General features: G+C 73.1%; 21 protein-coding genes. 10 read left to right on the forward strand and 11 right to left on the reverse strand.

Annotation, left to right across the window (positions count from 1 at the left end; translation table 11 throughout):
• Positions 1–3: 3 nt before the first annotated feature.
• Complete coding sequence (locus ACFPYL_RS23255) at positions 4–1359, reverse strand: threonine/serine exporter family protein (RefSeq protein WP_379160282.1); 1356 nt, start codon at positions 1357–1359, stop codon at positions 4–6.
• Positions 1360–1397: 38 nt separating this feature from the next.
• Between ACFPYL_RS23255 and ACFPYL_RS23260 the strand changes: the two genes are divergently transcribed.
• Positions 1398–1937, forward strand: a complete 540-nt coding sequence (locus tag ACFPYL_RS23260; protein WP_379160285.1) for a DUF402 domain-containing protein — start codon at positions 1398–1400, stop codon at positions 1935–1937.
• 20 nt (positions 1938–1957) lie between these two features.
• Positions 1958–3085 carry a glutamate--cysteine ligase gene (locus ACFPYL_RS23265; RefSeq protein ID WP_379160287.1) on the forward strand — a complete coding sequence of 376 codons (1128 nt, stop codon included), beginning with the start codon at positions 1958–1960 and terminating at the stop codon, positions 3083–3085.
• Here ACFPYL_RS23265 and ACFPYL_RS23270 read toward each other — a convergent pair.
• The 5 genes from ACFPYL_RS23270 to ACFPYL_RS23290 all read right to left on the reverse strand — a co-directional run bounded on the left by ACFPYL_RS23270 (position 3082) and on the right by ACFPYL_RS23290 (position 8399).
• Positions 3082–4155: a DNA polymerase IV gene (locus ACFPYL_RS23270; RefSeq protein ID WP_379160290.1), complete on the reverse strand. Its 1074-nt coding sequence runs from the start codon at positions 4153–4155 to the stop codon at positions 3082–3084. The two genes, ACFPYL_RS23265 and ACFPYL_RS23270, sit on opposite strands and share 4 nt — an antisense overlap.
• A 10-nt stretch (positions 4156–4165) precedes the next feature.
• Complete coding sequence (locus ACFPYL_RS23275; RefSeq protein WP_379160293.1) at positions 4166–5266, reverse strand: FUSC family protein; 1101 nt, start codon at positions 5264–5266, stop codon at positions 4166–4168.
• Positions 5267–5291: 25 nt separating this feature from the next.
• A complete protein-coding gene (locus tag ACFPYL_RS23280; protein WP_379160296.1) occupies positions 5292–5621 on the reverse strand; it encodes a hypothetical protein in 330 nt (109 codons plus the stop codon).
• A 150-nt stretch (positions 5622–5771) separates the two neighbouring features.
• Positions 5772–6425: an HNH endonuclease family protein gene (locus tag ACFPYL_RS23285; RefSeq protein WP_379160298.1), complete on the reverse strand. Its 654-nt coding sequence runs from the start codon at positions 6423–6425 to the stop codon at positions 5772–5774.
• 102 nt (positions 6426–6527) lie between these two features.
• Positions 6528–8399: a hypothetical protein gene (locus ACFPYL_RS23290; protein ID WP_379160300.1), complete on the reverse strand. Its 1872-nt coding sequence runs from the start codon at positions 8397–8399 to the stop codon at positions 6528–6530.
• 137 nt (positions 8400–8536) lie between these two features.
• Here ACFPYL_RS23290 and ACFPYL_RS23295 point away from each other — a divergent pair, with 137 nt between their 5' ends.
• Both ACFPYL_RS23295 and ACFPYL_RS23300 read left to right on the forward strand, forming a co-directional pair.
• Entirely contained in the window at positions 8537–9886 is a 1350-nt protein-coding gene (locus ACFPYL_RS23295) for a serine/threonine-protein kinase (protein WP_379160302.1), read from the forward strand.
• A 64-nt stretch (positions 9887–9950) separates the two neighbouring features.
• Positions 9951–11357, forward strand: coding sequence for a WS/DGAT/MGAT family O-acyltransferase (locus ACFPYL_RS23300; RefSeq protein WP_379160304.1), 1407 nt, complete (start codon positions 9951–9953; stop codon positions 11355–11357).
• Here ACFPYL_RS23300 and ACFPYL_RS23305 read toward each other — a convergent pair.
• The gene (locus tag ACFPYL_RS23305; protein WP_379160307.1) at positions 11301–12197 is read right to left on the reverse strand and encodes an EamA family transporter; all 897 of its coding nucleotides are present in this window, start codon (positions 12195–12197) and stop codon (positions 11301–11303) included. The genes ACFPYL_RS23300 and ACFPYL_RS23305 overlap by 57 nt on opposite strands.
• Before the next feature lie 83 nt (positions 12198–12280).
• On the opposite strand from ACFPYL_RS23305, the gene ACFPYL_RS23310 reads away from it, so the two are divergent.
• Positions 12281–13141: a LysR family transcriptional regulator gene (locus tag ACFPYL_RS23310; protein ID WP_379160310.1), complete on the forward strand. Its 861-nt coding sequence runs from the start codon at positions 12281–12283 to the stop codon at positions 13139–13141.
• Here the strand turns inward: ACFPYL_RS23310 and ACFPYL_RS23315 are convergent, their stop codons facing one another.
• Entirely contained in the window at positions 13142–14329 is a 1188-nt protein-coding gene (locus ACFPYL_RS23315) for a site-specific DNA-methyltransferase (protein WP_379160313.1), read from the reverse strand.
• 70 nt (positions 14330–14399) lie between these two features.
• On the opposite strand from ACFPYL_RS23315, the gene ACFPYL_RS23320 reads away from it, so the two are divergent.
• Positions 14400–15632: a phosphodiester glycosidase family protein gene (locus ACFPYL_RS23320; RefSeq protein ID WP_379160316.1), complete on the forward strand. Its 1233-nt coding sequence runs from the start codon at positions 14400–14402 to the stop codon at positions 15630–15632.
• Between the two features lie 4 nt (positions 15633–15636).
• Here ACFPYL_RS23320 and ACFPYL_RS23325 read toward each other — a convergent pair whose 3' ends face one another.
• A complete protein-coding gene (locus ACFPYL_RS23325; protein ID WP_379160319.1) occupies positions 15637–16074 on the reverse strand; it encodes a hypothetical protein in 438 nt (145 codons plus the stop codon).
• 37 nt (positions 16075–16111) lie between these two features.
• On the opposite strand from ACFPYL_RS23325, the gene ACFPYL_RS23330 reads away from it, so the two are divergent.
• The gene (locus ACFPYL_RS23330) at positions 16112–16690 is read left to right on the forward strand and encodes a mismatch-specific DNA-glycosylase (protein ID WP_379160322.1); all 579 of its coding nucleotides are present in this window, start codon (positions 16112–16114) and stop codon (positions 16688–16690) included.
• A gap of 23 nt (positions 16691–16713) precedes the next feature.
• The gene (locus tag ACFPYL_RS23335) at positions 16714–17622 is read left to right on the forward strand and encodes an NAD-dependent epimerase/dehydratase family protein (RefSeq protein ID WP_379160325.1); all 909 of its coding nucleotides are present in this window, start codon (positions 16714–16716) and stop codon (positions 17620–17622) included.
• A gap of 12 nt (positions 17623–17634) precedes the next feature.
• On the opposite strand, the gene glgC is transcribed toward ACFPYL_RS23335, so the two are convergent.
• On the reverse strand, positions 17635–18876 hold the full coding sequence (glgC, locus tag ACFPYL_RS23340) for a glucose-1-phosphate adenylyltransferase (protein ID WP_379160328.1): 1242 nt from the start codon (positions 18874–18876) through the stop codon (positions 17635–17637).
• Between the two features lie 37 nt (positions 18877–18913).
• On the opposite strand from glgC, the gene glgA reads away from it, so the two are divergent.
• Both glgA and ACFPYL_RS23350 read left to right on the forward strand, forming a co-directional pair.
• Positions 18914–20104, forward strand: a complete 1191-nt coding sequence (gene glgA, locus ACFPYL_RS23345) for a glycogen synthase (protein WP_379160331.1) — start codon at positions 18914–18916, stop codon at positions 20102–20104.
• Positions 20101–20466, forward strand: coding sequence for a hypothetical protein (locus tag ACFPYL_RS23350; protein WP_379160334.1), 366 nt, complete (start codon positions 20101–20103; stop codon positions 20464–20466). The genes glgA and ACFPYL_RS23350 overlap by 4 nt, the downstream gene beginning before the upstream one ends.
• Positions 20467–20529: 63 nt before the next feature.
• Here ACFPYL_RS23350 and ACFPYL_RS23355 read toward each other — a convergent pair whose 3' ends face one another.
• Positions 20530–21789, reverse strand: coding sequence for an MFS transporter (locus ACFPYL_RS23355; protein WP_379160337.1), 1260 nt, complete (start codon positions 21787–21789; stop codon positions 20530–20532).
• Positions 21790–21804: the final 15 nt, after the last annotated feature.

The following is a 21804-nucleotide window of genomic DNA, read 5'->3' on the forward strand; positions in this document are numbered from 1 at the left end:
CGCTCAGCCATCCTGGCGCTCGCGCCGCTCCCGCCGGTTGGCGCGGGTCGGGCGCGCCCGCAGCGGCCCCACCAGGCGGGGACCGGCGAGCCGGCTCTCCAGCCGCCGGGCCTCCCGTCGCAGCGGCTGGGCGACGAACTCGCCCAGGATCACGCCGGCGGCCAGCGCCAGCGCGATCGACGCGGCGGTGATGATCGCGAGCAGGCCCTCGGAGGCCTGGTCACCGCCCTCCGTCAGCAGGGTGAGTCCGCGGTAGATCGACAGACCGGGCAGCATCGGCACCACGGCCGGGACGACGAGCACCAGCGGTGGCACCCGCAGCCGGGCGGCGAGCTGGTAGGCGACCAGGCCGACGAAGAACGCCGCCGTCGCGATCGGCCAGGTGCGGCCGAACCCGGTGGCGTTGCCGGACTGCGAGATGACCATGGCGATCGCCGCGACCGCACCGATGACCGGCAGCGAGCGCCTCGGCGCGTACGCCGCGAACGCGAAGGCCGCCGCACAGATCGCGGCCCCGGCCGCCATCAGGCCGACCCCCTTGAGGTCGGCTCCGGTGCCGGGGTCGAGCCGGCCGACCGCGACCCCGAAGTAGTCGCCGACCTGGAGACCACCGCTGACCCCGGCGATGATGCCGGCGGTCGCGAGCAGCGCCTCGGTCAGCCGGGCGCCGGCGGTGACGTGGAAGCCGGACAGCGCGTCCTGGAGGGCACCCATGAAGCCGATGCCGGCGAGCAGCATGACGATGTTCGCGCTGACCACGAGCGACAGGTCGAGGTCGACCGGCGGCAGTGCTGCCACGCCGACGGCGATCAGGGTGGCGACGCCGCCGCCCGCGACCTGTCGGTAGAAGAAGGGCACCCGCCGGCGCGCCAGCAGCATCTGGACCCGGTCGATGCAGACGGCCGCGACGAACGCGATCGCCACGACCACCTCGTCACCGCCGAGCTGGAGGCCGACGCCGGCGCACATCGCGCCCCACCCGAGCGTCACCGCCCAGCGTGGCAGCGTGTGGCCGGACGAGACGATCCGGGCCAGCCGGGTGCGAGCCTCCTTGAGCTCGCAGTCGCCGTTGAGCACGTCGCGCATCAGGTGGTCGACCTGGGTGAGGTGCTCGTAGTCGATGTCGCGCTGCTTGACCTGCCGGATCAGCACGAAGGCCGGCTCCTCGGGGTCGACCTGGTAGCTCATCGACAGCGACGTGAAGGTGACGTCGACCTCGGGGTTGCGGGCACCCAGCTGCCACGAGAGCGACTGCATCGCCGACGTGACGTCCGCGGCGCCGGCGCCGGACGAGAGCAGCAGCTCGCCCACGCGCAGGCAGAAGTCGAGCGTCAGGTTGAGCTCGCGCGCCTCCAGCATGGCCGCCATGGTGGCAGTTCCCTGGTAGGAAGGTCGACGTGGCTGTCCTCCCCGGCGATCCCGTCCGCGTGGTGATGACGAAGTGGGGTGACCGGCCACACTGGGAGTTCGACTGCCAGCTGCTCGGCACGGACGAGAACGGCGACTGGCTCGGCATCGCGGCCGGCACCCGGATGAGCCGCCCGGGTGCGACGTACGTCGCCCCGACGAACCAGCTCGGGCTCGTCCCGCCGAGCGGTCCGGACGCCGAGCGGGGGTGGCTCGCGACGTTCCACGACGTCGGCGGACCTCTCCGCGTCTACGTCGACATCACGACACCCCCGGTGTGGGACGGCGCCGTCGTGCGCGCGGTCGACCTCGACCTGGACGTGATCTGCGGCCCGACCGGTCGGGTCTGGATCGACGACGAGGACGAGTTCGCCGACCACCGGGTCCGCTTCGGCTACCCCGACGACGTGGCGCGGGCGGCGATGGCCTCGTGCGACCGCGTCCACCGTGCGGTCTCGGACGAGGCGGCGCCGTACGACGGCAGCGCCACGCCCTGGCTCGCCCGCCTGGGGGACCTGCTCGCCCGTTGAGCTGTGGAACGCTGTGCGGTGTGCGCATCGACTTCCACGGATCTCCCGAGCCGACGCTCGGCGTCGAGTGGGAGCTGGCGCTGGTCGACCGGCGTACCCGCGACCTGCGCAACGACGCCACCCACCTCTTCGCCCGCGCGAAGCCGCGGCTGGCCGACCCCGGCAAGCTGCACAAGGAGCTGCTGCGCAACACCGTCGAGATCGTCAGCGGGATCTGCCACACCGTCGGCGAGGCCATGGACGACGTGCGCGGCACGCTCGAGACGGTCATCCCGGCCGGCGACGCCCTCGACATCGACCTCTTCGGCGGCGGCACCCACCCCTTCGCCTCGTGGACCGTGCAGCAGCTCTCGGAGGGGCACCGCTACGAGGAGCTGATCAACCGCACCCAGTGGTGGGGTCGCCAGATGCTGATCTGGGGCGTGCACGTGCACGTCGGGCTGCCCGTCCAGGAGCGGGTGATGCCCGTGCTCTCGGCACTGCTCAACTACCACCCGCACCTCCAGGCACTCTCGGCCTCCTCCCCGATCTGGGCCGGTGTCGACACGGGCTACGCCTCCAACCGAGCGCTGATGTTCCAGCAGCTGCCGACGGCGGGGCTGCCGTTCCAGTTCACCGAGTGGTCCGAGTTCGAGGCGTTCGTCGGCGACCAGCTCACGACCGGCGTCATCGACGAGCTCAACGAGATCCGCTGGGACGTCCGCCCGGCCGCGCACCTCGGCACGCTCGAGAACCGGATCTGCGACGGCGTCTCCACGATCTCCGAGCTGGCCGCGCTCACGGCGCTCACGCACTGCCTGGTCGTCGACCTCGACACGCGGCTCGCGCACGGCGAGCGGCTCCCGATGCTGCCGCCCTGGCACGTCCAGGAGAACAAGTGGCGCGCGGCCCGCTACGGCCTCGACGCGATCATCATCACCGACGCCGCCTCCCACGAACGCCTGGTCACCGACGACCTCGCCGAGCTGGTCGAGCGCCTGGCGCCCGTCGCCGACCGTCTCGGCTGCTCGGCCGAGCTGGGCTCGGTCCTCGACCTGCCGCGCCGCGGCGCGTCGTACCAGCGCCAGCGTGCGGTCGCCGCCGAGCACGAGGGCGACCTGGTGGCCGTCGTCGACTCCGTCGTGCGCGAGCTCCGCGACAGCCTCTAACGTTCGTAGCCCCCGGGAGGCTCCACCATCTCCAGGCGGACGCCGAGCAGGCGGACCGCCCGGTCGTGGTCGACCCGGTCGAGCAAGGAGACGGCGGCCTCGGCGAGCGTCTCGGGGTCGTTCGTCGGCTCGGGCAGGGTGAGGCTGCGGCTCAGGGTGATGAACGGCTTCAGCCGGATCTTGAGGCCGACCCGCGCCGCCGGGCGGCCCTCCCGGTCGATGTCCTCGACGGCGCGCCGCGTGATCCGGCGGACGGCGTCCGCCACCTCGGCCCAGTCCTCCAGGTCGACCTGGAAGGTCTCCTCGCGCCCGTGCGCCCGCGGCACCCACGGCGTCGCGTCGACGGGGCTCGGGTCCTCGCCGCGGCCGAGCCGGTGCAGCCACGGGCCGGTCGACGGCCCGATCTCGGCCGCCAGCACCCGCGCGTCCGAGTGCGCGAGCTGGTCGACGGTGTCGATGCCGAGGCCGGCGAGCCGCGTCGCGGTCTTGCGCCCGATCCCCCACAGCGCGGAGGTCGGCCGGTCACCCATCACCTCGTCCCAGTTGTCGGCCGTCAGCTGCCAGATCCCGCGCGGCTTGCCGAAGTCGGTCGCGATCTTCGCCCGGAGCTTGTTGTCGCCGATGCCGACCGAGCAGTGCAGCCGGCTCGCGGCCAGCACCTCGGCGTGGATGTGCTCCGCGAACGCCCGCGGGTCGCCCAGGTCCTCGTGCCCCGGCCCGGCGGCGAGGAACGCCTCGTCCCACCCGAGCACCTCGACCACCACGGGCACGCCGCCCCACTCGAGCGAGCGCAGCGCGGACATCACCTGCTCGGACGCGACGTCGTAGGCCTCCCGGTCGACCGGCAGGAAGACCGCGTCCGGGCACTTGCGCGCCGCCACCCGCAGCGGCATCCCGGACCCGACCCCGAAGGCCCGCGCCTCGTACGACGCGGTCGACACCACCCCGCGCTCGGTCGGGTCGCCCCGCCCGCCCACGACCACCGGCAGGCCCGCCAGCTCGGGACGTCGCAGCACCTCGACCGCGGCCAGGAACTGGTCGAGGTCGACGTGCAGCACCCAGCGCGTCATCGGGGCTGGTTCATCGGGGTGGGGGCGGCAGCGCGTCGGTCGACTCGAGCTGGTCGAGGCCGGTCACCATGAGCAGGTCGACCACGACGGAGCGGATCTGGGCCAGGACGGCCTCGGCGGCCAGGACGTCGGTCCGCTCGACCCGCCCGGTCGCGTCGCCGACCGTCAGCAGCCCGTCGCGGGCGGCCACCGCCATCCGGTCGGCCGCGAGCTCATCGGCGGCCACGTCGGCGGCGTCCGCGAGGTCGAGGGCCAGCAGCGAGTAGGAGCCCGGCACCGGTCGCCGGTGGTAGGCCGCCACGGCCGTCTGCCGCACCAGGACCCGGGTGCTGCGCAGCGCCCGGTCGAGCGGGTCGACCAGGTCGACCATCTTGCGGAGGTCGTCCTTGTGCCGGACCCGGAACGGCGACGACTCGACCACCGACAGGCCCTCGTCGGCCGCGTCCTTGAGCTCGCGGATCAGCGAGTCGGTCGTCCGGGCGTCGGCCAGGAGCGCCATCGCGCGATCCACCTCGCCGTCGACCATCACCTCCCCCGCAGCCCGCAGCAGCCCCGCGATCTTGTGCATCACGATCGCCGCCTGCTCACGGGGACGACGCAACGGGGCGGCCGGCACGACCGTCGCCGCGACCAGGGCGACCAGACCGCCGACGACGGCGTCGGTCCACCGGGTGAACGCCTGGTCGGGATCGGCGACCAGGCCGGCGATCACGATCGACTGCACCGCGGCCTGGGTGACGAAGAGCTGTCCGCCGTCGAGCAGGAAGGCCGCCGACATGGCCAGCGCGACGATCAGCCCGATCTGCCAGCCGCCGGACCCGAGCCAGGCCACCAGCAGGTCGGCCAGGAAGACCCCGACGGCCACCCCGATGGTGACCTCGGCGACCCGTCGCAGCCGCTGCCCGTACGACGTACCGAGCGCCACCACGGCGGCGACCGGGGCGAAGAACGGCGTCTGGTGACCCAGCACGTCCGCCGCGACGAACCAGGCGACACCCGCGGCGACCGCGCACTGACCGATCTGCCAGCGCTTCGACTTCCAGCGCGCGATCCGGGCCCGGGCGGACGTCCGGCCGACGTGCCACATCCGGTCGAGCGGTCCCACCTCCATGGGCGCGATCCTGCCACGGCGTCGCCTATCCGGAGTGTGCCCAGTCCAGGGCCTGCTGGAGGTCGGCCAGGTCGCGGTACCAGGTGCGCACCTCGACCCAGCACCGCACGCGGGCGACCCGGGTGTCGTACTCGCTGCACTCCGCGCGCGCCTCGGAGTCGGTCGGCGGGTAGAGCGCGGTGCCGTCGTAGTGGCGGATCTCGAAGCCGTTGGCGGCGTCGCCGGTGACCTCGACGATCGTGTCGCCGGGCGGCGCCGCGACGCTCGGCGGGCCGGCCGCGAGCGCGGCCACGCCGATGCCGCAGCCGAGGAGGGCGACGACCGAGGCGACGATCAGGACGGTCAGGTGTCTCATGGGTGCTCCCGAGAGCTCAGGCACCGGCCCATCCGGTGCGCCGCTGACGCTAGGAGCGGCCGAGGACACCCGGAGCGACGACGCCGGTCCCCTGTGGAGACCGGCGTCGGAGACCGCCCTGTGGGCGGTTGGTGGCTCGGACCGGGTCGCTCAGCCCGCGATCTCCACGGTGATCGTCACGTCGTCGCACCCGGACGCGAGCGAGGTCAGTGCGCTCTTCTCGGCGCTGTCCACGCTGAGCGCCCACCGGTGCTTCACCGCGACCCACTCGCGCAGGTAGCGGCACTGCTGCTGGGCGGGCAGCCACTCGGCCGGGTCCTGGTCGCTCTTCGTCTGGTTGACCGAGTCGGTGACGGCCACGAGCGTCCGGTAGTCACCCAGGTCGTTGGCGTAGGACTCCCGCTTCGCGCTCGACCAGCTGCGGGCGCCCGAGTCCCAGGCCTCGGCGAGCGGCACCATGTGGTCGATGTCGAGGTCGGCCGGCGCGTACTGCGAGACGCCGTCGTAGTAGGAGAACCAGCGCCCGCCGGTCAGGGAGCAGCCCGACCCGACGCTCGGCGCCTCCTCCGCCTCGGCGATGAGCACCTCGTTGCGGGTGTTGCACCCGTCCCCGTCGGCGTCGGTCCAGAGCGTGAAGAGGTCGCGGTCGTAGCCCGTGCGCACCTCGCTCGCGACCGGCAGCGACGACACGGCCTGGCTCAGCGGGGCGGAGTACGTCGCAGCGTGGGCGGCCGACGGCACGCCGACGATCGCGCCGGAGGCCAGCACGACGGAGAGGGCGGACAGCAGCAGGCGACGAGCCATGGGGTTCTCCCGGGATGAGGTCGATGGTGGTCACCTCGACCCCATCCCGGGAGCGGGTCTCACCGCAACGGTGAAACCCCTTGCATCAGCAGGGCGCTGCCATCACCCCTGCGGGTTGGTCGGCGGGATGACCCCGTCGATGAGCACCAGGCGGCCCTTCGAGACGACCTGGATCTGGAGGACCCGGTTGCGCTTCCCCAGGTCCGGGCGGCTGGCGGGCAGCGCCACCTCGCGCATCGCCGGTCCGGCAGTGCTCAGGGTCCGGACGTGCTGCCCAGAGAGCATGATCTCGACGGTGCCGCCCTTCGGGAAGCGCCGGAAGAGGAGCTTCACGCTGTTGAACGGGTAGTTGCTGTAGGCCAGCTTCGCCCCCCGCTGCTTGGTGCGCATCAGCGTGCCGCGGTAGCTCTTCGCGTCGCTCACCGCCTCCCACCCGGCCGAGCGACGCAGGTCGCGGTCGTCCAGCGGCGCCGTCGTGCACCGTGCGGTCGCGTCGGCCTCGGCGTTGCCGCCCGCGTCGGTGGCGAAGACCCGGTAGCACCGGGTGTAGCCCCGCGCCACCCGCAGGTTGCGCTCGGTCGCGGTCGTCGTGGAGACCGTGCGCCAGTCGAGGCTGCTGCTGGCGTCACGCGGACCGATGTCGGCGACCTGGAGCTGGTACGACGAGATCGGGCTCCAGTCGTCGACGGCCGACCACTGCGCGGCCAGGACGTTGTCCAGCGCCACGGGGGACGCTGCCTGCGTCGTGGTCGTCGGAGCGGTGTGGTCGTTGACGCTGACGTGGATGTCGTCGCCCGCGCCGGTCCAGGCGGTCGGGGAGGACTCGTTGGCGAACGGCGCCAGGCGTGCGTCGCTCGCGTCGGCGACCGTGCCGAGGTCGGTCACCGCGCCCCAGGCACCGCCCGAGCCGGGCGCGCGGAACGCACCCTGCATCGTGCAGCCGGTGGTGTCCGGCCGGCACCACGACGCGAGCTGGCCCGAGAACCCGGACGCCGAGGCGTACGTGTCGGGCGCCAGCGCCCCCGAGCCCGTGGCGAGCGTGGCGGCCGCGCTCCACTTGCCTCCGCTGGCGGGAGCCGTGGCCGAGCGGACCGACCAGGTGCCGCCGCCCTGCTCACGCCAGACGATCGCGCGCCCGCCGTTGGCGAACCGGGAGACCGACGGGTCGGACGCCGCGCCGGGGCCGCCCGGGACGTCAGCAGTGGTCCACTGCCCGCTGGCGCCGACGATCGCCACCCGCACCCGAGCGGGGTTCGAGCCGGTCGTCTCGACCCAGGTCAGGTTGCCCGACGAGCTGAAGTCGAGGTCGGCGTACGTCGACCCGGTGTCCCCGAGCAGGACCGGCTCGCCGCCCCAGTGCTCGACGTACAGCTGCTGCGCCCCGCCCGCGGCCTCCTGCACCCACGCGAGGTAGCTCTGGTCGCCCGGGGCGAACCCGCCGACGACCTCGCGGTAGGTCACCGCGGCCGCCGGCCGCACGACCTGCAGCGTCGAGCCGTTCTGCGCCACCACCCGCTGCTGGCCGCCACCGAGGTCCTCGGCCCAGGTGACGACGTCACCGAAGTGGGCGAGCGTGCCCGGGACGTACGACGTCGTGACGTCCACCGGGGTCGACGCGGTCAGCGTCGCCGGGTCCAGGCGCACCGAGCGCAGGGTGCTGCCGACGCGGTAGTACACGAGGCCGCTGTCCGCGCTCTCGATGTGCGGGCTCGCGCCCGGGCTCGCCAGGACGACGGGTGCCGACCAGGCCTCGCCGGGCTTGCGGACGACGGCGACGACGTCGTCGGCCGCGGCGTCGACCCAGGCCAGGCTCGACGCGGACGAGTGCAGCTGCCGGACCTGGTCGCCGGTGTCGGCGACGTCCGGCGCGTCGACCCAGGTCGGCGCGGCCGACGCCGGTGGGGCGACGGCGAGGATCGTCGCGGCGAGCGCGACGGTGGTGAGGATGGCTGTGCGTGACGTCCGTGGACGCATGGGCTTCCCCCGAGGGTCAGGTCCCGCCGTGACTGGTGGGACGCATGGGCACTACTGACCTCAGCGTTCCCGGACGGCGGAGCGTTACATCTCGGCGTCCGCGCTTCCCCGGACGGAGGACTGGGTACGACCCGGTCGTGACCGCACGCGCGCCCGGGGACCTGCTCGACGGCAGGTACGAGCTGACCGACCACATCGGGTCGGGCGGCATGGGCACCGTCTACCGCGCCCACGACCGCCGCCTGGACCGGACCGTCGCGATCAAGCTGCTCCACGCCGGGCGCGAGGTCGACGACGTCACGCGCGCCCGCCTCCAGGCCGAGGCCAGGTTCGCCGGGGCGCTCCAGCACCCCGGGATCGTCCAGGTGTTCGACTACGGCGAGGAGGCGACCGAGACCGGGCCCGCGCCGTACGTCGTCATGCAGTACGTCGAGGGCACGCCGCTCGGCGAGCTGCTGCGCGAGCGCGGCGCGCTCCCGCCTGCGACCGTCGCCGCACTCCTCGACGACGTCGCGCAGGCCCTCGTGGTCGCGCACGCCGCGGGCATCGTGCACCGCGACCTGAAGCCCTCGAACATCCTGGTGACGAGCAGCGGTCGGGCCGTGCTCGTCGACTTCGGGGTCGCCCGCTCCGACGCGATGGAGCCGTTGACCGAGACCGGTCAGATCATCGGGTCGGCCGACTACCTGAGCCCCGAGCAGGTGCGCGGCCAGCGGGCCACGCCCGCCTCCGACGTCTACGCGCTCGGCATCGTGGCCCACCAGTGCCTCAGCGCCACCTCGCCGTTCCGGCGCGAGACCCAGGCCGCGACCTTGCTGGCCCGCCTCCACGACGAGCCGCCACAGCTGGGCGCCGAGGTCCCCGTCCCGGTGCGCACGCTCGTCGCACGGATGATGGCCGCGGAGCCCGCCGACCGCCCGACGGCGGCGGAGGTCGTCGCCACGGTGGCGACCCTCGACCAGCAGCCGACCGTCGTGCTGCCGCCGATGCCGACCGCCACCGCCCCGAGGGAGTGGGACCGCCGTCGTCTCGTCGCGATCGCGGCGGCCGCGGTCCTCGTGCTCGCCGTCGGCAGCATCGCGGTGATCGTGCGGGGTGACGACGCCGCGCCTCCCGCCGGAGCGGCGGCCGAGCTCACCGTGCCGTCGGTCCGCGGCGAGCAGGTCGCCCACGCGGTCCGCGAGCTCGAGGCCGCGGGCTTCGCCGTCGTACGCCGTCCCGTCGACGACCCGGCGGCCCGGGGCCTGGTGCTGCGCCAGTCCCCGGCACCCGGTGCCTACACGGGCGACGACCCGGCGACCGTCGTGCTGCGGGTCTCCACCGGTCCCGAGACGGCGACCCCGACCCCGACCCCGACGCCGACACCCCCGGCACCCGCGACCCACCACGTCGCGAAGCCGAAGCCGCCGAAGCTCCACCACGGGCCGGGACCCAAGCCGCACGGACCCAAGCCGCACGGGCCGAAGCCGGGCAAGAAGAAGCCCTGACCCGTACGCTGCGCTGTGGCGACCGCCACACGTGTGTCCGGCCGTCCCGAGCGAAGGATGCAGCGTGGGATCACTGATCGACCCGACGGGGACCGCGTTCCTGCTGGTGGAGAACCGCAGCATGCCGATGCACGTCGGCGGCCTCCAGCTCTTCGAGAAGCCCGCCGGCGCCGGGCGCGGCTACGGCCGCGAGATGTACGAGTCGATGCGCGACGTCGACGAGATCGCGCCGCTCTTCCTCAAGCGGCCGCACCGCTCCCTGTCGACCGCCGCCCAGCTGACCTGGGTCGAGGACGAGCAGTTCGACATCGACCACCACATCCGGCACAGCGCGCTGCCGCAGCCCGGACGGATCCGCGAGCTGCTCGACCTGAGCGGCCGCCTGCACGGCACCCGGCTGGCGTGGGAGCGCCCGCTGTGGGAGGCGCACGTCATCGAGGGCCTCCGCGACGGACGGGTCGCCCTCTACACGAAGGTCCACCACGCACTGGTCGACGGCATCTCGGCGATGCGGCTCGTGCAGAGCACGCTCAGCCCCGACCCCGACCTGCGCGAGATGCCGCCCCCGTGGGACGCGCGCACCCGCCGCGACCGGCCGCGTCCGCCGAAGCAGGACGCCGAGACCAGCCTCACCGAGATCCCGACCCAGGCGCTGCGTTCCGCGCTCGGCATCACCGCCGAGGCCGCCGGCATGCCGGGCGCGCTGATCAAGACGATCACCAAGGGCGTGCGCAACGAGACCTCGGCCCTCTCGCTCTACGCGCCCCGCACGATCTTCAACCAGAAGATCACCGGGTCGCGCCGGTTCGCCGCGCAGGACTGGCCGATCGAGCGGCTGCACGCCATCGGCAAGGCGACCGGCACCACCATCAACGACGTGGTGCTGGCGATGTGCGGCGGCGCCGTACGTCGCTACCTGCTGGAGGTCGACGCGCTCCCGGAGACGTCGCTCGTGGCGATGGTGCCGATCGGCCTCAAGGCCAAGGAGTCGCACATCGCCTCCACCGAGGGTGGCAACGCCGTCGGTTCGGTGATGTGCCAGCTCGGCACCGACCTCGAGGACCCGGCCGACCGGCTCACCGTCATCCACGCGGCCATGCAGGACGGCAAGGAGGCGCTGTCGACGATGACGCCGCTGCAGATCATGGCGATGAGCGCCCTCGGTCAGGCGCCGGCGATCGCCGCACCGATGCTGCGGATGTCGGGCCTCGTGCGCCCGCCGTACAACCTGATCATCAGCAACGTCCCGGGACCGCGCGCCACGCAGTACTGGAATGGCGCCAAGCTGGTCGGCCACTACCCGCTGTCGATCCCGATCAACGGGATGGCGCTCAACATCACCTGCATCTCGTACGACGGCAACCTCGGCTTCGGCCTGATCGGCTGCCGTCGCACGGTGCCGCACCTCCAGCGGCTACTGACCCACCTGGACGACGAGGTCACGGCCCTCGAGAAGGCTGCCGGCGTCTGAGTCGTCCTCGCGCGCGCCGCTGCGCTCGGCGCCGATCCCGGCGGCGACGACGAAGCCGATGCCGGCGACGGCCAGCAGGTTCGGAACCTGGTGCAGCGCCAGCAGCCCGACGAGCAGGGCGACGGCGGGGTCGAGCGCCATCAGGGTGCCGAACGCGCCGGTGGTGAGGCGACGCAGGGCGAGCAGCTCGAGCGTGAAGGGCACGAGCGGCAGCAGGATCGCCAGGCCCAGCCCGACGAGCATCAGCTCGGGGGTGAGGTGACCGACGACGCCCGGCCCGGCGACGAACGTCGCGACCACCGCCGCGACCGGCATCGAGATGGCCAGGCCCGCGATGCCCTCGACGTGGTCGCCGATGCGCTGGGTGAGCAGGATGTACGCCGCCCAGCAGACCGCCGCGCCCAGCGCGTAGGCGACGCCGACCGGGTCGGCGCTGCCGCTCCACGGCTGGGTCAGCAGCACCACGCCGATCGCGGCGAGCAGGGCCCACAGCCGGGCGGTCCCGCGGCTCCGCGCGACCGCGACGCCGAGCGGCCCGAGGAACTCGAGCGCGCTCGCCATCCCGAGCGGGAGCCGGGCGAGGGACGCCATGAAGAGCAGCGTCACGCCCGCCGTGACGACGCCGAGGGCGATGCCGGCCCGCCACGCGTCGCGGCTGAACGCCGAGCGTCGCGGACGGACCACGACCAGCATCACGACGCCGGCCCAGAAGAGCCGGAGCCAGGCGGCACCCTCGGCGCCGACCTGGTCGATGAGGCCGATCGAGACGGCGAGGCCGACCTGGACGCACAGCATCGCGGCGATCGCCATCGACGCTCCGGAGCGGGCTGCGGTGTTCATGGCTCCAGTGGACCGACTCGCATTCGTTCGTGTCCACGTGAGTTTGCTGGACATACCGTTCGTGATCGACGAACAATGATGCCGTGGACCTCCGACGTCTCCAGCTCCTGGTCGAGCTCTCCCGGCTCGGCTCGATGCACGCCGTGGCCGAGGAGCTGCACACCACCACGTCGACCGTCTCCCAGGGCATCGCGACGCTCGCCCGCGAGGCCGGGGCGCCGCTGGTCGAGCCCGATGGCCGACGGGTCCGACTGACTCCGGCGGGCCGCCGGCTCGCCGACCACGCCGTCACGATCCTGGCCGCGGTCGACGCCGCGCGCCTCGACCTCGACCCCGCGGCCGAGCCGGTCGGGGTGGTGAGGGTGGCGGGCTTCGCCACCGGCATCCGACGCTCGCTGCTCCCCGCGATGGACGACCTGGCCGCCACGCACCCGGGCGTGGAGGTGCAGATCCACGAGTACGAGCCGGTCGAGGCCCTCGACCTGCTCGCCCGCGACGACGTCGACCTCGCCCTGGCCTACGACTACAACCTCGCCCCTGCTTCGTGGCGGAGCGACCTCGAGGTGACCGAGCTCTGGCGGGTGCCCTGGGGCCTCGGGGTCCCGGCCCGCGAGCGCCGCGCACCGTTCGCGACGTACGCCGACCGCAGCTGGATCGTGAACTCCCGCAACACCGCCGACGAGGAGGTGCTGCGCACGCTGGCGTCGATGGCCGGGTTCACGCCCCGGATCGTGCACCGCGTCGACGCGCTGGAGCTGGTCGACGACCTGATCGTCGCCGGACGCGGCATCGGCATGCTGCCGCACGGCCCCGCGTCACGCCGGGGCATCCGGGTGCTCCCCCTCAAGGGTCCGCAGGTCACGCTGCGCGCGTACGCCGTCACCCAGAGCGGCCGCGACCGGTGGGCCCCGCTGCGCGCCGTCCTCGACCTGCTGGTCACCTGACTAGACGGAGAGCTCCTCGTAGCCGCCGCCCACCGTGTCTGCAACGGCCTGGAGCCGGGCCCGGGTGATGTCGGCGACGCTCAGCAACCCGGCGGCATGGGCGTTGGAGCCGGGGCGGGTCGGCTCGGCCGAGTTGATGCTCACGCACCGGCGGGTGCCGCCGTCGGCGGCGTTCTGGAGGGCGACCGCGTGCCCCGTCGTACCGCTGCCGGCGAAGAAGTCGACGACCAGCGCGTCGTCCGGCATGGTGCCGAGGATCCGGCGCACGAGCCCGGTCGGCTTGGGCGACTCGAAGACGTGTCCGACCAGCTCCTTGAGCTCGGCGACCGCGGTGTCGGTCGAGCCGACCTCCTCGGCCAGCCAGATCGTGCGCAGCTTCTTGCGCCGACCACCGGGGGTGTCCCGCTCGAGCCAGTCGCGCTGGTAGACGTCGATCCGGTCGCCAGCGCGGGCCTTCACCACCCGGCAGACCACGTCGTCGGGCCGCTCGTCGATCAGCGGGCGGCTCCAGCGCCACACCGCCGGCCGCCCGTCGCCGAAGACCGGCTCGATCTCGACCGCCCCCTCGAAGGGCGCGGTGCTCACCCGGCCGCTCGCGGGATCGCCCCAGAGCGCGAAGTGCAGTGTGCGCGCCGTCAGCGGGTTGAACTTCTTGTTGGTGTTGCGCAGCGGCAGGTGCCGGAAGCGCCGGCCGTCCGGCGTCGTCAGCGGGAAGTCGCGCTCGTCGACCGCGTCCGGACTGCTCGCGTCGAGGACCGTACGCCGCGCGTCGCGTGCGTAGACGAGGACGTACTCGTGGTTGGTCGCGAACCCCTTGCCGAGCTGGCGGCCCTTGGGGTTGAGGTTGACGACCACCTGGGCGAGCAGGTTCTCCTCGCCGTACACCTCGTCCATCAGCAGCCGCAGGTGCGCGACCTCGTTGTCGTCGATGCTCACGAAGATCGCTCCGGTCTCGGCGAGCACCTCACGGGCGGCGACCAGCCGGGGCCGCATCATCGCCACCCAGGCCTGGTGCCGGCTGCGTCGCGAGCCGTCCGAGCGGAAGTCGTCGCGGTAGGCGAAGTCGTTGCCCGTGTTGTACGGCGGGTCGATGTAGACCAGATCGACGGGACCGCCCAGGAGCGCGGGCAGCGTGGGCAGCACGTCGAGGTTGTCGCCCTCGACGAAGAGGTTCCGTGCCTCGCCCACGGGTCGAGGGTAGGAGACACGCGGGGGGTTCGTGCCCGATCCGCGCCGGAACCGACCTACCCTGGGGCGGGTGCGCACTCGGATCGCTGCCCTCGTCGGAGTGCTGACCTGTGCCCTCGTGGCCGGTGCGCCCGCTCTCGCGGAGGACTCCTCGCGCACGGCACCGCCCTCGAGCGACCACCGGGTCCTGCACCCGAAGCACACCTCCGGCAACGAGCGCGGCTGGATCGCGGCACCCGTCACCGGTCGCTGGGCACCGGTCCGGCGCTCGAGCGACATCACCCGCGAGGTCGTGCCCGGGGTGACGTACACGCAGTGGACCCAGACCGACGCGCGCGGCCCGATCCAGGCGCACCTGCTCACGATCAACCCCCGCACGCCGGGCCTGAAGATCGACTACGCCGACACCGGCACGGTCAAGGGCGTCGCCACCGTCCCCGACATCCTGGCCGTCGACGGCGCCGTCGCCGGGGTCAACGGCGACTTCTACGACATCGGCCGCACCGGTGCCCCGCTCGGGCTCGGCAAGGACCTCACGCACGGCGTGCTGCACGGCCGGACCAGCGGCTGGAACTCAGCCTTCTACCTCGACCACCGCGGCCGGCCCACCATCGGCGAGCTGCCCCTGGTGCTCCGCGTCCGCAAGCACCCGGAGATCACGCTCACCCAGTACAACTCGCCCGTCGTGCCGAGCGGCGGCGTCGGCTTCTACACGCCCCGGTGGGGCCTGACGTCCGGGTACGCCGTGACCCAGGGCCAGCGCAAGGGTGTCGTCGCCGTCTGGATCAAGAACCACCAGGTGATCCGCAAGACGACGAAGCTCAAGGCCGGCAAGCCGATGCGCGGCAGCATGCTGATCGGCCGCGGCGCCGGCGCGCGGCAGCTCAAGTCGCTGCGGATCGGCAGCCGGGTCGTGGTGCGTGCCCGCCTCCAGGGCGGCCCGCGGATGGCGATCACCGGCAACCACCTGCTCATCAAGGACGGCGTCGTCAACGTGATCGACGACCGCGTCATGCACCCGCGTACGGCGGTGGGCATCGACCGCGACACCGGCGAGGTGCTGGTCCTGGTCGTCGACGGTCGCCGCGCCGGCAGCCGCGGCTACACGATGCTCGAGCTGGCCAACCTGATGGTCGACCTCGGCGCCGACCAGGCGCTCAACCTCGACGGCGGCGGGTCGTCGACGATGGTGGCCCGCGGCACCGCGGGTCGCAACCGCGTGGTCAACACACCCTCCGACGGCTTCCTGCGCCGGGTCGCGAACGCCCTCGAGGTCACCTACCGGGCGCCCAAGAACCGCTGACGACTCAGGCCGGGACCAGCACCAGCGCGACCGTGGTCATCGGCGCGAAGCACTCCTTGGTCGGCGACGGCACGGGCGCGTGCAGCGCGAGGTCGTCGCCCGACCCGGTGCCGACCACCTCCTCCGGCACCTCGCAGCCGACCGCGACGACCGCGGCGGCGAGCTGCTGGCCGTCGGGCACCTCGGTCTGCTCCGCCGTGGTCACGATGTCGCCCTGGAGCTCGTCGTTGCGGAACTGCGCGGCGTACTTCTCCACGGCCTCGGCGTCCGGCAACGGCGTCGGCTCGGTCGCGACCTCGCCGCCCGCCGAGGTGCCGGTCAGCAGCGCCACCTGGGTGACCTCGTCGGCCGGCTCGGCCTTCAGACCGCCGTCGGTGTGGACCTTCTCGCCGCAGCCCACCAGGGCGAGGAGGAGCAGGAGGAGCCCGAGAGTTCGTCGCATGACCATGGGACGGTAGCCGCTGCCGTACGGTTCCGGGGTGCCCCGCTTCACCCGCGCCGAGCTGGAGTCCTACCGCGACGCCGAGGTCCCCGACCTGCTGCCCGGTCCCGGCGACCCGGCGCTGAGGCTGCTCTTCGTCGGCATCAACCCCGGGCTCTGGACCGCCGCGACGCAGACGCACTTCGCGCACCCGGTCAACCGCTTCTACCCCGCCCTGCTCGAGGCCGGGATCATCACCGAGCCGATCAGCCCGTCGGCCGGCATGACCGACGAGGACCGCGACCGGCTGCGCGCCCGGGGCATCGGCATCACCAACATCGTGCGCCGGGCCACCGCGAAGGCCTCCGAGCTCTCCGACGACGAGCTCCGCGCCGGTGGGCTCGAGCTCGCCGCAACCGTCCGTCGTACGGCGCCGCGGGTGGTCGCGATCGCGGGCATCACGGCGTACCGGACGGCCTTCGGGCAGCGTCGTGCGGTCCCGGGCCGGCAGCCGGAGCCGTTCGAGGGCGCCGAGCTCTGGATCGTGCCGAACCCCAGCGGGCTCAACGCCCACGAGACGGTCGCGTCCCTGGCGACGGCGTACGCCGAGGCCGCCCGGGCGGCGGGAGTGATCTAGGAGCGGCGTGCCAGGGTGGAGGCATGACTGATCTCGTCCCCGGTCCCGTGGTCATCACCGGCGCCAACGGCTTCGTCGGGTCGCGCGTGTGCGGCGCCGTCGTCGAGCGCGGCGGCACCGTCCGGGCGGTCGTGCGACGTGCCGGCACCGCGCCCGACCTGCCCGGAGTGGAGGAGCACGTCGGCGACTTCGGCGACGCGGGCTTCGCGGCGTCCGTGCTGGCCGGCGCCGGCGCGGCCGTGACGACGGTGCACCCCATGGGCAGCGACCGCGCGACCCAGGAGCAGGTGGGCGTCGAGGCGACGGCCGCCTTCGCCCGGGCGGCCGCGAGCGCGGGCGTCGGCCGGATCGTGCACGTGTCGACCGCCGCCGTCTACGACCGTTCGCCGGCCGCCGGCGACGTCGACGAGACGTCCGCGCTGGTCGGCGACGACGGCAACGACTACGCGGTGACCAAGCGCGACACCGACGCGGCGATCGCCGCGGTGGACGGGCCGACCCGCGTCCTGGTGCGGCCGCCGGCGATCCTCGGCGCTGGCGACACCTCCGTGTGGAACACCCTGCGACCGGAAGAGATGCGCGACGACCCGACCGAGCGCCGTACCCCTCCGGAGGGGACCTTCGCGTGGGTGCACGTCGACGACCTCGCCGCCCTGCTCGCCGACCTCGCGACGGGACGGATCGCGGACGCCGAGGATTCCGCGGCCGGGCCGCTCGCAGGCGCCTGCACGACCGTCAACGTCGCGGCCGAGCGGGCCACGCAGCGCGACTACTACGCCACCGTCACCGGCGCGCTCGGCGTCGAGCCGGAGTGGCTCGGTGTCCCCGCCTGGACCGGCCGGATCGTCGCCCACCGGGCCCGGTCCTGGGGCTGGACGCCCCGGGTCTCCCTCGAGGACGCCCTCGCCGAGATCCGGACCGGCCTGGCCTAGGAGCCGGCGGGCCTAGAAGGGGTGGTCCTTGCCGAGCACGGTGAGGCCGTCCTCGACGACGAACCCGCGAGCCCGGTCCTCCTCGGGATCGACGCCGAGGCGGGCGCCGGGCGGCACGACGACGTTCTTGTCGAGGATCGCGTTGCGCACCACGGCGCCGTCGCCGATCTGGACGCCGTTCATGAGCACCGAGCCGGTGACCTCGGCGCCGGCGCCGACGCGGACCGCCGGGGACAGCACGGAGCTCTGGACGCTGCCGCCGGTGACGACGACACCCGGCGAGAGCACCGCCTCGTCGACGAACGGCTTCTCGCCTGCGGCGCCCTTGACCAGCTTGGCCGGCGGCTGCGGGCCGTACGACGTGTAGATCGGCCAGCTGAAGTTGTAGAGGTTGAAGACCGGCAGCGGCGAGACGACGTCCATGTGGGCGGCGTAGTAGGAGCCGAGCGTCCCGACGTCGCGCCAGTAGCCGCGGTCGCGGTCCGTCGAGCCGGGCACGTCGTTGTCCTTGTAGTCGTAGACCGCGGCCTGCTGGCGGCGCACGAACGACGGGACGATGTCGCCGCCCATGTCGTGCTTGCTGCCGATCTCGGTGGCGTCGCGGGTGACGGCCTCGACCAGCGCGTCGGCGTCGAAGACGTAGTTGCCCATCGAGGCGAGCACCTCTCCGGGGCTGTCGGGCAGACCGACCGGGTCGGTCGGCTTCTCCAGGAACTCGCGGATCTTCGACGGGTCGTCGGGGTGCACGTCGATGACGCCGAACTGGTCGGCCATCCCGATCGGCTGCCGGATCGCGGCGACGGTGCAGGCGGCGCCGCTGGCGACGTGTGCCTTCACCATCTGGTGGAAGTCCATCCGGTAGACGTGGTCGGCGCCCACCACGACGACGATGTCGGGCTTTTCGTCCTTGATGAGGTTGAGCGACTGGTAGATCGCGTCGGCGCTGCCGAGGTACCAGTGCTTGCCGACCCGCTGCTGCGCCGGCACCGGCGTCACGTAGTTGCCGAGCATCGTCGACATCCGCCAGGTCTGGGTGACGTGGCGGTCGAGGCTGTGCGACTTGTACTGCGTCAGCACGACCACCTGGAGGTAGCCGCTGTTGACGACGTTGGAGAGCGCGAAGTCGATGAGGCGGTAGATGCCGGCGAACGGCACGGCGGGCTTCGCCCGGTCGGCCGTGAGCGGCATCAGTCGCTTGCCCTCACCTCCCGCGAGGACGATCGCGAGGACCTTCTTCCGGGACGAGATAGCCATGTGTTCAACCTAGTCGTCGGCGGATAGGTTCGGCATCGTGCGAGTCGACGTGCTGTCCCGTGAATATCCGCCCGAGGTCTACGGCGGCGCCGGCGTGCACGTCGCCGAGCTGGTGCGAGCCCTTCGTGCCCGATCCGACGTCGAGGCACACGTGCACGCGTTCGGCGCGCTGCGCGACGAGCCGCTGACCTCGTCGTACGCCGACCTGGCCGAGCTGTCCGGCGCCAACGCCGCACTGCGCACGCTCGGTGTCGACCTGGCGATCGCGGACGCGTGCGCCGGGACCGAGCTCGTGCACTCCCACACCTGGTACGCCAACTTCGCCGGCCACCTCGCCTCGCTGCTGCACGGCGTCCCGCACGTCGTCTCCGCCCACTCGCTCGAGCCGCTGCGCCCGTGGAAGGCCGAGCAGCTCGGCGGCGGCTACGCGATCTCGTCGTACGTCGAGCGGACGTCGTACGAGGCGGCCGCCGCCGTCATCGCCGTCTCGGCCGCGATGCGCAACGACGTGCTCGCGTCGTACCCGGCGATCGACCCGGCGCGCGTGCACGTCGTGCACAACGGCATCGACACCGACGACTGGTCGCCGCACGTCGCACCCGACCGGGTGCGCGAGCTGGGTGTCGACCCGGACCGCCCGTCGGTCGTCTTCGTCGGCCGGATCACCCGCCAGAAGGGGCTGCCGCTCTTCCTGCGCGCGTGCGCCGAGCTGCCGCCCGACGTGCAGATCGTGCTGTGCGCCGGCGCGCCGGACACCCCGGAGATCATGGCCGAGGTCGAGGGCCTGGTGGCGCAGCTGCGCGCCTCGCGGTCCGGCGTGGTGTGGATCCCGGAGATGCTGCCCCGGGCCGACGTGACCGCGCTCCTGACCGCAGCGACCGTCTTCGCCTGCCCGTCGATCTACGAGCCGCTCGGCATCGTCAACCTCGAGGCGATGGCCTGCGAGACCGCCGTCGTCGCGACCGCGACCGGCGGCATCCCCGAGGTCGTCGTACCCGGCTCGACGGGCCTGCTCGTGCCGATCCTGCAGGCCAGCGACGGCACCGGCACGCCCCTCGACCCGGACCAGTACGTCGCCGACTTCGCCGCGGCGCTGAACTCGGTGGTCGCGGACCCGGCGCGGGCTGCCGAGATGGGCCGGGCGGGGCGGGCCCGTGCGATCTCGGACTTCTCCTGGGACGCCATCGCCGAGCGGACGATCGAGGTCTACCGCTCGGTGCTGGCATGAGGGTCGGTCTGCTGGACGACCGCCGCTGGCAGGTCGCCCTGATCGTCCTCGGCGTCCTCGGGCTCTCCCTCGGCGGCTACGTCGTCGGCCACCTCCGGCCCGCGACCGTGCACCACGAGCGCGCCGGCTGTCTGTCGGCACCGGGCGCGATCTCGTGCGACCTCTCCGACGGCTGGACGATCGGTGTACCCCGCGACGTGTCGTGGACCGACGTACAGGGAGCGTGGCACGACGACGGCCGCCCGCAGTGCCTGCCACCGACCGGGCGTGGCCTCGAAGGACCGGTCGGCCTCAGCTGGGTCGAGGCGGAGGTCGACGGCGTCGGCTGGCGCCAGGTCGTGCACGTGGACTGCGGCGGCTGACTTGTCGGTCAGTTCGCGAACTTGTTGGCCTGTGCAGAGCCCCACAAGTTCAGGGATACCCGGTCAACCGGGTATCCCTGGGTCCCGCCCCAGCCCCCGCACCCCCGGCACCGCCACCACGCACAGCGAGGCGGCGACGCCCAGCACCGTCATCCACACCAGGGTCGTCTGCAGGCCCAGGGACGCGCTGACGGCGCCGGCGAGCACGTTGCCGAGCGGGATCATGCCGGCGCTGGTGAGGTAGTCGTAGCTGGAGACCCGCGACAGGGCGGCGGCCGGGATGTGCTCGCCGAGCGAGGTCTCCCAGAGCGTGAAGGCGCCGGTGACGCAGACGCCCGCGAGGAGCTCGAGCCCGCCGATCCCCCACGTGCCCAGCCCACTGCCGATGAACGCCGCCTGGCAGGACGCGCCGACCAGCATCACGGCGGACACCCGGAGCGCGTACGTCGGCCGCCAGCGCAGCACGAGCAGGTCGCCGAGCACGGAGCCGATGCCGAAGCAGGCCACGATGATCGCCCACGACCTGGCACCGTCGAGGTCCTCCTCCATCAGCACCGGCCCGATCACGAAGATCGCGGGCAGCACGATCACGTGGTACGCCGCGAAGCCGCCCAGGAACGCCAGCACCCAGGACCGTGAGCGCACCTCGCCCCAGCCCTCCCGCAGCGACGTCCAGAAGTGGTCGGTCGTCGCGGTCGGATCCTCCGCGGAGACGACCGCGTCCACCACCCGGGGCCGCAGCGGCACCAGCAGCGCGATCGAGACCGCGAACGTCGCCGCGTCGAAGAGCAGGGCCCCGCCGGGCCCGCCTGCGAAGGCGATCAGCAGGCCTGCGACCACCGGCCCCACGATCGACCCGACCGAGTAGGTCAGCCCGCGCAGCGCGTTGGCAGGCTGGATGTTGGGCGCCGCGACCGTCGTCGGCAGCAGCCCGCTGAAGGCCGGTGCGAAGAACGCGTCGGCGGCGCCGTACACCGCCGCCACGACGGCGAGGTGTCCGACGTGCGCGGTGTCGGTGAGCAGCAGGGTGGCGGCGACGACCTGGCAGAGCAGGCGTACGGCGTCGGACGCGACCAGGATCCGCTTGCGGTCCCAGCGGTCGGCCCAGACCCCGGCCGGCAGCGCGAGCACCACGAAGGGCAGGAACTGCGCGGCCGACACCAGCGCCACGTCCGCCACGCCGCCGCCGGTCGCGAGCACCGCGAACGGCAGGGCCACCATCGTGACCCGGTCGCCGAGCACGGAGAGCACCTGGCTGCCGAAGAGCAGCCGGTACTGCGGCTCGTCCCGCAGCACGGCGGGCAGACGGATCGTCCTCGGCACCGGAGCAGGATGCCC

This window comes from Nocardioides hankookensis, assembly GCF_042658885.1.
Classification (GTDB): domain Bacteria; phylum Actinomycetota; class Actinomycetes; order Propionibacteriales; family Nocardioidaceae; genus Nocardioides; species Nocardioides hankookensis.